The organism is Nocardiopsis moroccensis (assembly GCF_055763695.1).
The window spans coordinates 3,756,106-3,769,700 of sequence record NZ_CP199747.1 but is presented as its reverse complement, the minus strand read 5'-3'; the positions used below and the strand labels follow the sequence as shown (position 1 = coordinate 3,769,700).

12 protein-coding genes are annotated in these 13,595 nt (G+C 70.2%); 9 read left to right on the top strand and 3 right to left on the bottom strand.

The genetic code is table 11. The features are described 5' to 3' along the window. The first annotated feature begins 13 nt into the window (after positions 1-13). The 6 genes from recD2 to ACUKCB_RS16700 all read left to right on the top strand — a co-directional run bounded on the left by recD2 (position 14) and on the right by ACUKCB_RS16700 (position 7,665). Entirely contained in the window at positions 14-2,266 is a 2,253-nt protein-coding gene (recD2, locus tag ACUKCB_RS16725; protein WP_473036535.1) for an SF1B family DNA helicase RecD2, read from the top strand. 162 nt (positions 2,267-2,428) lie between these two features. Then, a complete protein-coding gene (locus tag ACUKCB_RS16720) occupies positions 2,429-2,857 on the top strand; it encodes a (deoxy)nucleoside triphosphate pyrophosphohydrolase (protein ID WP_473036534.1) in 429 nt (142 codons plus the stop codon). Between the two features lie 168 nt (positions 2,858-3,025). Then, a complete protein-coding gene (typA, locus tag ACUKCB_RS16715) occupies positions 3,026-4,918 on the top strand; it encodes a translational GTPase TypA (protein ID WP_473036533.1) in 1,893 nt (630 codons plus the stop codon). A 110-nt stretch (positions 4,919-5,028) separates the two neighbouring features. Next, a complete protein-coding gene (locus tag ACUKCB_RS16710; RefSeq protein WP_473036532.1) occupies positions 5,029-5,694 on the top strand; it encodes a DUF6758 family protein in 666 nt (221 codons plus the stop codon). A 61-nt stretch (positions 5,695-5,755) separates the two neighbouring features. Beyond that, complete coding sequence (locus ACUKCB_RS16705) at positions 5,756-6,631, top strand: PHP domain-containing protein (protein WP_473036530.1); 876 nt, start codon at positions 5,756-5,758, stop codon at positions 6,629-6,631. 104 nt (positions 6,632-6,735) lie between these two features. Continuing rightward, positions 6,736-7,665 (top strand): MBL fold metallo-hydrolase, encoded by a 930-nt coding sequence (locus ACUKCB_RS16700; protein ID WP_473036529.1) that lies wholly within the window; start codon positions 6,736-6,738, stop codon positions 7,663-7,665. An 87-nt stretch (positions 7,666-7,752) separates the two neighbouring features. Here ACUKCB_RS16700 and ACUKCB_RS16695 read toward each other — a convergent pair whose 3' ends face one another. Both ACUKCB_RS16695 and ACUKCB_RS16690 read right to left on the bottom strand, forming a co-directional pair. Then, a complete protein-coding gene (locus tag ACUKCB_RS16695; RefSeq protein WP_473036528.1) occupies positions 7,753-8,661 on the bottom strand; it encodes an alpha/beta fold hydrolase in 909 nt (302 codons plus the stop codon). A 52-nt stretch (positions 8,662-8,713) separates the two neighbouring features. Continuing rightward, positions 8,714-10,222: a DEAD/DEAH box helicase gene (locus ACUKCB_RS16690; RefSeq protein ID WP_473041037.1), complete on the bottom strand. Its 1,509-nt coding sequence runs from the start codon at positions 10,220-10,222 to the stop codon at positions 8,714-8,716. 625 nt (positions 10,223-10,847) lie between these two features. Between ACUKCB_RS16690 and ACUKCB_RS16685 the strand changes: the two genes are divergently transcribed. From ACUKCB_RS16685 to ACUKCB_RS16675, 3 genes are all read left to right on the top strand, one after another. Further along, a complete protein-coding gene (locus ACUKCB_RS16685) occupies positions 10,848-11,537 on the top strand; it encodes a ferritin-like fold-containing protein (RefSeq protein WP_473036527.1) in 690 nt (229 codons plus the stop codon). 175 nt (positions 11,538-11,712) lie between these two features. Beyond that, entirely contained in the window at positions 11,713-12,024 is a 312-nt protein-coding gene (locus ACUKCB_RS16680; protein WP_473036526.1) for a DUF6401 family natural product biosynthesis protein, read from the top strand. Between the two features lie 267 nt (positions 12,025-12,291). Continuing rightward, positions 12,292-12,534 carry a hypothetical protein gene (locus ACUKCB_RS16675; RefSeq protein ID WP_473036525.1) on the top strand — a complete coding sequence of 81 codons (243 nt, stop codon included), beginning with the start codon at positions 12,292-12,294 and terminating at the stop codon, positions 12,532-12,534. Positions 12,535-12,635: 101 nt separating this feature from the next. On the opposite strand, the gene ACUKCB_RS16670 is transcribed toward ACUKCB_RS16675, so the two are convergent. Further along, on the bottom strand, positions 12,636-13,436 hold the full coding sequence (locus tag ACUKCB_RS16670) for a mechanosensitive ion channel family protein (protein WP_473036524.1): 801 nt from the start codon (positions 13,434-13,436) through the stop codon (positions 12,636-12,638). Positions 13,437-13,595: the final 159 nt, after the last annotated feature.

Below are 13,595 nucleotides of genomic sequence, written 5' to 3'. Positions count from 1 at the left end.
ACGAAGGTACACAGTGCCAGCCGCACCCGATCCCGCCGCCCCCCGGTCGGCGGTGGTCCAGGGGGTCCTGGAGCGGATCACCTACGCCAACGAGGAGACCGGCTACACCGTCGCCAAGGTGGACACCGGGCGTGGCGGCAACGACCTGCTCACCGTCGTCGGCTCCCTGCTGGGGGTCCAGCCGGGCGAGGCGCTGCGCCTGCGCGGCCGCTGGGGCTCGCACCCCCAGTACGGCCGCCAATTCCACGTGGACGACTACACCACCGTGCTGCCCGCCACGGTCCAGGGCATCCGCCGCTACCTCGGCTCCGGGCTGATCAAGGGGATCGGGCCGAAGATGGCCGAGCGGATCGTCGGGCACTTCGGCACCGACGCCCTCGACGTCATCGAGGAGGAGCCCGAACGCCTCATCGAGGTCCCCGGGCTGGGCCCCAAGCGCACCGCGCTCATCGCCGCCGCGTGGGAGGAGCAGAAAGCCATCAAGGAGGTCATGGTCTTCCTCCAGGGCGTCCAGGTCACCACCTCCCTGGCGGTGCGCATCTACAAGAAGTACGGCGACGCCTCCGTCGAGGTGGTCCAGAAGGAGCCCTACCGGCTGGCCTCGGACGTGTGGGGGATCGGCTTCAAGACCGCCGACACCATCGCCCAGGCGGTCGGTATCCCCCACGACAGCCCCCAGCGGGTCATGGCGGGGATCCAGTTCACCCTCTCCGAGTCCAGCAACGACGGGCACTGCTACCTGCCAGAGGAACGGCTCATCTCCGCCGCCGTGAAGATCCTCCAGGTGGAGGCGGGCCTGGTCATCGAGTGCGTGGCCGAACTCGTGGCCGCCGAGGGCATCGTCCGCGAGACCGTTCCGGGGCCCGAGGGGGAACCGGTCCGCGCGGTCTACCTGCTGCCCTTCCACCGGGCCGAGATGGGACTGGCCTCCGGGCTGCGCGCCCTGCTCCACACGCCCGAGGAACGCATGCCCGCCTTCGCCGACGTCGACTGGCCCGCGGCCCTGGAATGGCTCGACCGGCGTACCGGCTCCTCGCTCGCCGAGGCCCAGCGGCTCGCGGTCCGTGAGGCCCTCTCCCGGAAGGTGTGCGTGCTCACCGGGGGTCCCGGCTGCGGCAAGTCCTTCACGGTCGCCTCCATCGTCACCATGGCCAGGGTCAAGGACGCGAAGATCATCCTGGCCGCCCCGACCGGACGCGCGGCCAAACGCCTCACCGAGCTCACCGGCTTCGAGGCCTCCACCGTGCACCGGCTCCTCGCCCTGCGGCCCGGCGGCGAGGCCTCACACGACCGGGACAACCCGCTCGACTGCGACCTCCTGGTGGTCGACGAGGCATCCATGCTCGACCTGATCCTGGCCAACAAGCTGGTCAAGGCGGTTCCGCCCGGCGCGCACCTGCTGTTCGTCGGCGACGTCGACCAGCTGCCGTCCGTGGGCGCCGGACAGGTTCTGCGCGACCTGCTGGACGAGGACTCCCCCGTCCCCAACGTGCGCCTGACCCACGTGTTCCGCCAGGCCCAGCAGTCCGGCGTGGTCACCAACGCGCACCGCGTCAACCAGGGGGAGCCGCCCCGGTTCCAGGGGATGGCCGACTTCTTCCTGTTTCCCTGCGAGGAGACCGAGGACGCCGCGGCGATGACCGTCGACGTGGTCGCCCGGCGCATCCCCCGCCGTTTCGGCCTCGACCCGCGCCGCGACGTCCAGGTACTCACCCCGATGAAGGGCGGACCGGCCGGGGCCGCCAACCTCAACTCGGAACTCCAGGCGGCGGTGACCCCGCCCGGGGAACGGGTGCCGGAGCGCCGGTTCGGCGGCCGGGTCTTCCGGGTCGGTGACAAGGTCACCCAGATCCGCAACAACTACGAGAAGGGGGAGAACGGGGTCTTCAACGGCACCCTCGGGGTGGTCACCGGTATCGATCCTCTCGCCCAGGAGGTGTCGGTGCGCACCGACGAGGACGAGGAGATCAGCTACGACTTCGCCGAACTCGACGAGCTCACCCACGCCTACGCCATCACCGTGCACCGCTCCCAGGGCAGCGAGTACCCGGCCGTGGTCGTCCCCGTCACCACGTCCGCCTGGATGATGCTGCAGCGCAACCTGCTCTACACCGCCATCACCAGGGCCAAGAAGCTGGTGGTCCTGGTCGGTTCCCGTCGGGCGCTGGCCCAGGCGGTCCGCAACGCCTCCTCGGGGCGCAGGCACACCGCCCTCGCCCACCGGCTGTGCCGAGCCCCCGCGGAGGAGGGCCAGCCGTTCGGCTGATGGTCCGGAACCGCACGCGACGCCCGTTTCGGGACGCGGAAAGCGCGGGGATCTTCGTTGGTTCCGCTCCGCGGAGTCCGCGTGCCAGGACGGTCCCCTCCGGCCCGGGCAACCCGGAACCGCCGGCCCGCGGTTCCCCCGCAGCCCCTAGGCTGGTGTCTCGTGCGACAGACACTGATCGTGGTGGGCGCGGCCATCATCCGGGACGGACACGTCCTCGCCGCCCAACGCGCCGAACCCCGGGCCGTACGCGGACGGTGGGAGTTTCCCGGCGGCAAGGCCGAACCCGGGGAGAGTCCCGCCGAGGCGCTGGTCCGGGAGTGCCGGGAGGAATTGGGCGTGACCGTCCGACCCCTCGAACAGGTCGGGGACGACGTTCCCCTGCCCGAACTGGCCGAACGGCACTCCCGTCCGGCCTTCCTGCGGCTGCTGCGGGCCGACCTCCGGGTCGGGGAACCACAGGCCCTGGAACACCTGGCACTCCGCTGGGTCGCCTCCGGCGGCCTGCACGGAATCGACTGGATGCCCGCCGACGTCCCCTTCCTGGGGCCGCTCACCCCGCTGCTCCGAGCACAGGAGAGCCCCGTCTGAGGCGGCTTTCGGGAGACGTGCGACGCCCTGCCGGGGCGGGCTCCGGGGTGACCAAACTAACCGGGGTGACCTGTACGTTTCCCAACCAGACCACTATGACCGCATAAACTGGCAACGGGCCGTGGCACTCTGCGGTCTCTACCCAGTACAGGAGATCGAGACTTAAGCATGTCCAGCGCTACGCCCGTCGAGGGCTCCGCCCGCCGCAGTGACCTGCGCAACGTCGCCATCGTGGCTCACGTCGACCACGGCAAGACGACCCTCGTTGACGCCATGCTCTGGCAGTCCGGTGTCTTCCGGGAGAACCAGGACGTCGACGACCGTGTGATGGACTCCAACGACCTGGAGCGCGAGAAGGGCATCACCATTCTCGCGAAGAACACGGCGGTGCACTACACCACGCCCGAGGGCGATGACGTGGTCATCAACATCATCGACACCCCCGGCCACGCCGACTTCGGCGGCGAGGTCGAGCGAGGGCTGTCGATGGTCGACGGTGTCGTCCTGCTCGTCGACGCCAGTGAGGGCCCGCTCCCGCAGACCCGCTTCGTGCTCCGCAAGGCGCTGGCGGCCAAGCTCCCCGTCATCCTCGTCATCAACAAGGTCGACCGGCCCGACAGCCGTATCGCCGAGGTCGTGGACGACACCTACGAACTGTTCATGGACCTGGACGCCGACGAGTCGCAGATCGAGTTCCCGATCGTCTACACCTGCGCCCGTGACGGCAAGGCCTCCCTGGAGCGCCCCGGCAACGGCGAGGTGCCCGAGAACGACAACCTCGTCCCCCTGTTCAGCACCATCCTGGACACCATTCCGACCCCCAAGTACACCCCCGGCGCGCCGCTGCAGGCCCACGTCACCAACCTGGACGCCTCCCCCTTCCTCGGCCGTCTGGCCCTGGTCCGGGTCCAGGAGGGCGAGCTCCGCAAGGGCCAGCAGGTCGCGTGGATCCGCACCGACGGCACCGTCCAGCAGGTCAAGATCACCGAGCTCCTGATGACCGACGGCCTGGAGCGCAAGCCCGCCGAGATGGCCGGCCCCGGTGACATCGCGGCCATCGCCGGTATCGAGGACATCATGATCGGCGAGACCCTCGCCGACCTGGAGAACCCGGTTCCGCTGCCGCTCATCACGGTGGACGAGCCCGCCATCTCCATGACCATCGGTACCAACACCTCGCCGCTGGTCGGCAAGGTCAAGGGCTCCAAGGTCACCGCGCGCCTGGTCAAGGACCGCCTGGAGAAGGAGCTCATCGGCAACGTCTCCCTGCGGGTCCTGCCCACCGAGCGCCCCGACACCTGGGAGGTGCAGGGCCGCGGCGAGCTGGCGCTGGCCATCCTGGTCGAGCAGATGCGCCGCGAGGGCTACGAGCTGACCGTCGGCAAGCCGCAGGTGGTCTCCCGCACCATCGACGGCAAGGTGCACGAGCCGGTCGAGCGGCTGACGGTGGATGCCCCCGAGGACTACCTGGGCGCCATCACCCAGCTGCTCAGCGTCCGCAAGGGCCGGATGGAGAACATGGTCAACCACGGCACCGGCTGGGTGCGGATGGACTGGCTGGTTCCCTCCCGCGGCCTCATCGGCTTCCGTACCGAGTTCCTCACCGAGACCCGCGGTACCGGTATCGCCCACCACGTCTTCGAGAAGTTCGAGCCCTGGTTCGGTGACCTGCGCACCCGCCCGAACGGCTCTCTGGTGGCCGACCGCGCGGGTGTGGCCGTGGCGTTCGCGATGTTCAACCTCCAGGAGCGCGGCACGCTGTTCGTCGAGCCCACCACCGAGGTGTACGAGGGCATGATCGTCGGGGAGAACTCCCGTTCCGACGACATGGACGTCAACATCACCAAGGAGAAGAAGCTCACCAACATGCGTTCGGCCACCGGCGACGAGCTCGTCCGCCTGGTGCCGCCGCGCAAGCTCTCCCTCGAACAGGCCCTGGAGTTCTGCCGCGAGGACGAGTGCGTCGAGGTGACCCCCGAGAACGTCCGCATCCGCAAGGTCATCCTGGACCAGAAGGAGCGCGGCCGGATCGCCGCGAACAAGAAGCGTCAGCAGCAGTAGGACGCCTCGGGGGGCCGAGCGCCCTCCCGGTTCCGGAGTGGGCGGAGTGCGAACGGCACCCCGCCCGCTCCGCGTTTTCGCTGGTCCCCACTCGGGTAGACCCGTAGAACATGAGACCCGAGCCCTCGTGTCCACGTTGCGGGCGCACCGTACAACCCCCGGGGTTGTGGACCAGCGCCTGGCAGTGCGACGCCCACGGACCGGTGGCGCCCCTCCAGGGGATACGCGCCCCGGGTGCCGCCGCGCTTGAGACCCTCCTTCCACAGGTCCGGGTCCCGGTGTGGATCCCCTGGCCGCTGCCGGCGGGATGGGTGGTCACCGGGTTCGCCGAGGCCGGGGACGAACGCAGCGGTTCGCTGGCCGTGGCAGTGGCCCTGTCCGGGCCGAATCCGCTCGGCGGCGTCGGCGAGGCCGTCATCGTCGCGGAGGACCCCGGGATCGGCCTCGGAGCCCGCATCGCGGGGTTGGAGGGTCCCGATCCCGGCAACGGGTTCGACTCCGGACCACCCGACGCCAAGGTACGGTTCGACGGCCACGAGATGGCCCTGTGGAACCTGGACGTGGGCCGGGACCGGGCCGTCTACGCCGGGGAGGCGCTCGCCGACTGGCTGTGGTTGGTCTTCGCCTCCGCCGACACCGGCATGCTGATGTGCGAGGTCAAATCGTTGCGGGACCTGCGTGACATGCAGGACGGGGGTGTGGCCCTGGAACCGCCGTACGGGGCGCCCAGCCCCTTCCTGAGCCGGGTCCTGGCGCCGCGGGAGGAGCCGGAGTGATCCGACCGCTCGGCCCGGCCCGGCCCGAGCGCGAGCGCCTCGACTTACGTACAATCGCCCGGTGACACGTATCGACCTGCACTCCCACAGTTCGGTCTCCGACGGGACCGACGCCCCAGCCGAGGTCATCGCGTACGCGGTCGCCGCCGGACTCGACGTACTCGCCCTGACCGACCACGACACGGTCGGCGGGATCGAGGAGGCCGCCAGACACCTGCCCCCCGACTTCACCCTGGTCCCGGGGATGGAGCTGTCCTGCGCCTACGAGGGGTCCAGCGTCCACCTGGTCTCCTACCTGTTCGACCCGGACTCTCCGGGGCTCGACGCCGAACTGCGCCGGGTCCGCTCCGACCGTGCCTCCCGCGCGGAGGAGATGGTGTACAAGCTTCAGGCGCACGGCGTGGAGGTGACCTGGGAGCGGGTCCTGGAGATCGCCGGGGCCGGACAGGACGAGTACGCCGACGCCAACACCATCGGCAGGCCACACCTGGCGCGCGCCGTGGTGGAGGCGGGGGCCGCCCGGAACGTGCAGGACGCCTTCGACCGGTGGATCGGGTCCGGCGGGCCCGCGTACGCCTCGCGGTACGCGATCGACCCGGTCCGTGCGGTGGAGCTGGTCCGCCAGGCCGGCGGGGTGTGCACACTGGCGCACCCCGCCCGCGCGGAGGGGGCCACCAACGGGGCGGTCCCGGTGGAACTGGCCGAACGGATGGCCGAGGCCGGGTTGGGCGGCATCGAGGCCGACCACCCCTCGCACAACCGGCCGCAGACGAAGTTCTGGCGGGGGGTCGCCGCCGACCTCGGAGTGGTGGTCACCGGATCCAGCGACGACCACGGGGTCCTCACCGGTCACCGGATGGGCTGCCGGACGACCTCCCCGGAGGCGTTCGACGAGCTCATCGCCCCGGCCACCGGGGTACCCCTGATCAAGGGCTGAGAGGGCGCCGCTCCCCGGGATTCGGTACGGTACGGACCACTGCGCGGGAGCGCGACAATAGTCGCAGCGTTTTACTACCCATACCGGACGAAAGGTCTGACGCCGTGTTCTGGAAGCGGAAGTCGAAGAAGCAGGACGGCCAGGAGGCCACCGATTCCGCTGCGGAGGTCGCGGAGGACACCACCGAGGAGACCGAGGACGAGGCGGCCGTGACCGGGGCCGAGTCCGAGGACAAGGACGCCGCGACCGGGGCTGAGCCCGAGGACAAGGGCGCCGCGGCCGAGGACGGCAGCGCCGGGGACGCCGGGGAGAGCGACGAGGCCGACGACGCGGAGTCGGACGAGGACCCCTCGGAGACCGCCGCCGAGTCCGAGGACGAAGAGGTCGAGGAGGTCGGTGTGACCGGCCCCGACACCGACGGCATCACCCGTGTGCGCACCGCCGGAACCTTCGAGTTCGACGGCGAGAAGTTCGACGTCATCAGCAACACCTGGATCATCGAGGCGGACAAGGAGGGGGTCGTGGTCATCGACCCCGCCCACGACGCCGAGGCGATCATGAAGGCCGTCGGTGACCGCGAGGTCTACCTCGTGGCCTGCACCAACGCCTACAGCCCCCACATCGGGGCCGCGCTGGCCATCGCGGAGGAGACCGAGGCGGACATCGCCCTGCACCCCCGTGAGATGCGTGCCTGGCGCCGCATCCACGGCGCGGAGCACCGTCCCGAGATCGACGTGGAGGGCGAGGGCGCCCTGGACATCGGCGACCTGCACATCGACGTCCTGGCCCTGCCCGGTACCGCCAGCGGCACCGTCGGTTTCTACGTGAGCCAGCTCGGCGCCGTGTTCAGCGGTGACACCCTGCGCAAGGGCGAACCCGGCATGGTCGGCAACACCTACATCGACTACACGACGCAGCTCGCCTCCATCGGCGAGAACCTGCTGTCGCTGCCGCCGGACACCCGGATCCTCCCGGACCGCGGCCCCTCCACCACCGTCGAGGCCGAGAGCCGCAACTTCGACTCCTGGGTCTGACCCCGAGGCCCCCGGGTCACCAGGACGAACCGCCGTGCCGCCGTCCCCTCCCGGGGCGGCGGCACGGCGGTTCCACGGCGTTGCGGGTCAGCGGCGGCCGACGGACTCCGTCTCGTTCCAGAAGGACGTCAGCGCGCTGGACGTGGTCTCCGGGGCCTCGACGTTGGGGGAGTGTCCCGCGCCGGGGACCACCAGGCGCCGAGCACCCAGCCGCTCCGCCATCTCGTCCTGCTCGGCCAGCGGCCAGGCGTCGTCGTTCTCGCCGTAGAGCACCAGCTTGGGCACGTCCACCTCGGCCAGCTCCTCGACCCGGTCCGGGGCGCCCAGCAGATCCTCGGCCATGCGGACGAGAGCCAGCGCACTGCTGTTGACGAACCGGTCGCGCAAGAACGCGAGCATCTCGGGGCCGACCGCTCGGGAACGGGCCTCGAGCTCGAAGCGTTCGTCCCACAGTTCGCGGAGGCGTTCGGTGGTGGGGGCCATCGAGAGCGCGGCGATGAGGTTGCGGGTCCGGGCCGCACCCTGGCCGCTCAACGGTCCGGGACCGGAGCACATCAGGGTGAGGGAGGCCAGCGGGGAGAGTTCGGTCAGCGCCGCCTCACGGGAGACCAGACCGCCGAAGGAGTGCCCCACCAGGTGGACGGGACCGCCGTCGCCGACCTGGTCCATGACCTCGGTGACCACCCGTCCCAGCGAGGAGAGCCGGTAGTCGGGGAGTTCGACCCCCGGAGGCGGGGTGAGGGTCTCCAGGCCCGGAGACCGGTGGCTCCCGGGCAGGTCGACCGCCACCACCTCCCGCCCGGCCTGGGCCAGGCTCTGGAGGAGGGCGATGAAATCCTCCTTGCTGCCGGTGAAACCGTGCACCAGGACAGCAGGGGCCAACTCTGTGCCGCCGGACGTGGGCAGAGCCCGGAGTGCGGCCACCGGACCGTACGAAAGTCGCAGGTCCGTGTGCCGCACACCCGGCGGCAGATCGAGGAACTCAGGTGTACTCACGTCGGGCAACCCTAGACGATCGGCGGACCGGCCCGGGAGTACCCGACGGTGATCAGGTGTTCTCGGGGTCCCGGCGCACACCGCCGCGGGTGCGGCGACGACGGCGGACCTTGCGGGCGCCCTCCCCGTCGGAGGACTTCTCGGAGCCGTTCGCGGGGCTCTCGGACTTCACCGCGGTCCTGCCCGCCGAGCCCTCGGCCCCGGTGGCGTTGTCGCCGCCCCGGGTCCGCTTACGGGAACGGTTGCGGCCGCCCGAGCCGGCGCCGCCGCCTCGACCGCCCTGCTCACGGCCCTCCTTGCGGTCACCGCGGCCCCGTCGGCCACCGCGGTCGCCGCCGCGGGGCTGGCCGGTGTCGCCGATGTCCTCGACCTCCTCGGCCTCCAGGCCGGCGTGCTCGCCGCGCTTGTCCACGGCCAGCTTGCCCTTGGTCCCTTCGGGGATGTTGAGCGCCTCGAAGAAACTCGGCGAGGTGGAGTAGGTCTCCTCCGGCTCGTGGAAGTCCAGGCCGAGCGCGCCGTTGATCAGCTTCCAGCGCGGCATCTCCTGCCAGTCCACGAAGGTGACCGCGGTACCGGTGCGCCCCGCACGGCCGGTCCGGCCGATCCGGTGCGTGTAGGTCTTCTCGTCGTCGGGCGTCTCGTAGTTGACCACGTGCGTCACGTCGTCGACGTCCAGGCCGCGGGCGGCCACGTCGGTGGCGACCAGGATGTTGATCTTGCCGTTGCGGAAGGCGCGCAGGGCGCGCTCGCGCTGGCTCTGGCCCAGGTCGCCGTGGACGGCCGCGGCGGCGAAGCCACGGGTCTTGAGGTCGCCGGCGACCCGGTCGCAGGCCCGCTTGGTCTGGCAGAACACCATGCTCTGGCCGTGGTCCTTGGACTGCAGGAGGCGGGCGAGCATCTCCGGCTTGTCCATCTGGTGGGTGCGGAACGCGTGCTGGGCGATCCGGCTGGGGATGGTCGAGCCGTCGATCTCGTTGTCGTCACCGGCCCGCACGTGGGTGGGCTGGCGCAGGTAGTTGCGCGAGAGGGTGACGATCTCGCTCGGCATGGTCGCCGAGAAGAGCATCACCTGGCGTTCGGTGGGGATCTTGGTGAGGATGCGCTCGATGTCGGGGAGGAAGCCCAGGTCGAGCATTTTGTCCGCCTCGTCCAGGACCACCGCCGAGACCTCGTCCAGCCGCAGGTGCTTCTGGTTCTCCAGGTCCAGCAGGCGGCCGGGGGTGCCGACGACGACGTCGACGCCCTCCTTGAGGCCGTTGATCTGCGGCTCGTAGGAGCGGCCGCCGTAGACGGTCAGGATGCGGCCGCTGCTGCGCTTGCTCGCGGTGGTCAGGTCGGCGGCCACCTGGATGGCCAGCTCACGGGTGGGAACCACGACCAGGGCGCGCGGTCGCTTGGCCGAACCCGGCTTCTCCTGCGCCCGCTGGAGCAGGGGCAGACCGAAGGCGAGGGTCTTGCCGGTTCCGGTACGCGCCTGTCCGATGATGTCGCTTCCGTGCAGCGCGATCGGCAGGGCCAGTTCCTGGATCGGGAAGGGTTCGATGATCCCCTCCGCCTCCAGGGCGTCGGCGAGCTCGGGGCTGACGCCCAGGTCTCGGAAGGTGGTGCTGGGTTTCGTGGTCGTCTCTGTACTACTCAGGGCTCAGGCCTCCATCTAGGCGGGCCACAGCGTTGTTCGTGGCCGCGGCGGGGTGCGGTCGCGGGCGGCTTCTGGCCGCCGCGGAGGGCGCGGCTCACCGGGTTCCCGCTTCGGCGAGGGATCCGTGGTGGCGCTGCCGACTGGACCCGCGCGGCCCGGGGGGTGACCCTGGCCGCTGTCTCTCGGTTCCATCCGCTGGTTGTCGTGTGCGGTGCGTAGCTGGGCGCGTGGGCCGTTGCTCCCTCACGCCGCACTGCTCGTGAGGACACGTTGTGGTGTCCGGCTGACACGTCACCGGGCGCCCGCGTCCGCGGCGCCGAAACGTACTCGCGGGAGGGCCCGCGTCGCGGGGGTGCGGGACGCGGCGCCGTGATCGTGCACGCCGGTCATCACGCTGAGTCTAGCTGCTGGTTCGCCCGGTGCACATACCAGTTCGCCGGGCTGTGGACGGCTGTGACCGTACCCGCTCCCAGGTGGTGCAACCGTTTCCGAGCAGCGTTTAGTCCCCGATTGGGGGGCCTGGGGGACGGGCGATACCCTGGCGGGCATGACCAAAGGCCCCTCCGCCGACCCCGGCGTGATCGATCTTCTCGGACTGCTCGCCTACGCCGAGCTCGGTTCCTTCTTCCGGCTCGCCGACGACGCCGGACTGGCGCCCTCGCTGCGAACCAGGGGCCAGCTCGCCGGTCTGGCCGCCACCGAGCAGAACCACTACCAGGCGCTGCGCGAGCGCCTGGTGGAGCTCGGGGTGGACCCGGAGGAGGCCATGGAGCCCTTCGTCGCGCCGCTGGACCTGTGGCACGAGCGCACCGAGCCGCAGAGCTGGCTGGAGAGCCTGGTCAAGACCTACGTCGGCGACGGCATCGCGGGTGACTTCTACCGCAAGGTCGCCGAATTGGCCGACGCGGACACCCGGGCGCTGGTCGAGGACGTGCTCGCCGAGACCGAGCGCGCGGAGTTCCTCGCCGCCCAGGTGCGTTCCGCGCTGGCGGAGAACCCGAAGCTGGCCGGCCGCCTGTCCCTGTGGGCCCGCCGCCTGGTCGGTGAGGCGCTGAGCCAGGCGCAGGCGGTGGCCGTGGACCGGCCGGAGCTCGCCGCGCTTCTGGCGGGCAAGGGGCGGCGCGGGGAGGGCCCGGGCGACTCGGGACTGGACGACCTCGCCGCGGTCAGCCGGATGTTCGCCTCCCTCACCGAGGGTCATGTCGCGCGACTTAACGCCATGGGATTGGCCGATTAGGACACCGAATCGCCGGTGCGACACCGGTTCTGGTGCTTTTGTGATGTTTGACCAGGACTTGGCGCGACTTGGTCAAGTGCGGGTAATTTCCAACACATTCGTTACGATCCATTGGTCCGACGCGCATAGAGTCGATGGAGTTTCCCGTCTCCTGACCACACGAGTAGGTACTTCCATGCCCCGTGGGACCTCCGTGCGCCATCCGCTGGCCGGACTCACCCGTGACTTCCACAAGATCGGCCCCCTGGACGGGCCGGTAGAACCCTGGATGAGCGCTGAGCTGGATCAGCACGCCGCACAGGTGTGCGAGGGCATCGTCTCCGGCGGTGCCGAACTCACCGCGAACACCCTCGGAACCTACCTCCACGGTTTCCTCGACGGCTGCCTCGAACGCGGCTGGGACTCCGAGGACGCCGACTACGACTGGGAGACCCTCCGCATTCTCGCGATCTGCCGACTGGCGAGGGAGCGCGGTTTCGTCCGCTAGGTTGGTGGCATCCGCAGCCGGGTGTGACCTACGACGCGAGATGTATCGCGGTCACCGCCCCACGGGTTCTCCGGCGAAAAGCCGTTGCCGGGCGTACGCTGAAACGTACCGGTGAACCCACAGTGGCCGACCCGGGGCCGGTTCACCCCGGTGTGACCAGGGTCCTGCGGAATGCAACGTGGGATTCACGGTGTTATCAGGGTCCAGGTGGATCTCGGGCGCCGTGACTGGCGGAGCGGCCCGAAGAGCCGCGAGAAAGGAATGCGAATGAGGAGCGGTCGGCATGGGGCGGCGCGCCCACCGGTCGGCGTCCTGATCCAGCAGGATCGCGTCGACTTCGCGCTTTTCGCACTGATCTTCGTCGTCGCACTCGCGTCGATGGTTTTCACCGGACCCGGGAGCATTGTCTTCTGGTTGGCGTTCCTGCCGTTGATCGCCACCGGCGTCCTGGCCTTCCGGCGTATCGAACACCTCGCCCGGCTGGAGCTGCGCGACTCCGAGTTCCTGTGAGCCGGGGCCGCGACGGCGGCACAAGGACGAGGGCGAGGCCGCACGGCCCCGCCCTCCTTCGCTGTCCGGGCCGCCCCCGCGGGTGACCCGGGTCCCTGCGGTCACACGGTGGGCTCACCGCCCGTGCCGCGCTGCCCCGGCATGCTGGTGGCCTCCCTCTTCGACTCGGTGCTCTTCCCGGCCTCGGTGCTCGGACGGTTCATCGCCGCCTCACGCCCGGCCTGGTAGCTGCCCTCGCCGGTGAGCTGTCCGGTCTCGCGTTCGGCGACCTCCAGCCAGCGCGCCCAGCGGGACTGCATCGGCTTGATCATGCCGCCGCCGACGCCGACGATCAGGATGCCGCCCACCGTGGCCAGCGCCGCGATCAGCACCGGCAGGGTGACGGACACGGCCACGCCCATCTGGTTCAGCGCGGCGATGACACCGAGGGCCAGGATGGCCACGGCGGCCACGTTGGCCAGGAGGCGCCCGTAGGAGAGCCCGCCCAGGGCGCCGGTGACCAGGTCCCGGACGGCCTTGGCGATCATGGCCGTGACCACGACGATCACGAGGGCCACGAGGCCGTTCGGAATCCACGCGATGACGTCGCTGAGCAGTGTGCTCACCGGGTTCGGTCCGAAGACGTTGAACGCCATCGTCAGCACGAACAGCAGCCCGACGTAGTAGATGATCTTCCCGCACAGCTCACTGGCGGTCCAGCGGCTGCGCTCGAAGTACTCGCCCACACCTCCGCGGTGCAGCGCGCGGTCCAGTCCGACGCTGTGCAGGCCCTTGCCGACGGCCTTGCCCACGAACCAGGCGATGATCCAGCCCAGTACCAGGATCACCAGGAAGCCCAGCAGCATGGGTACAAAGCCCACAATCGTCTGCCAGGCGTCCGTCAGGCCCTGACCGATGTCCATACGTCTTCACCTCCGAATCGCTAGTTCCACTCAGGGCACCGGGTGGTCGGTGTCCGGCGGATACGGCGAAGAGAAGCGCGGTACTCCTCAGTTTCGCGATACCCGGAGAATGGGAATCGAACCGCTTGTCGGGCGAGCGTCCGGGTGATTGCCAAGCCT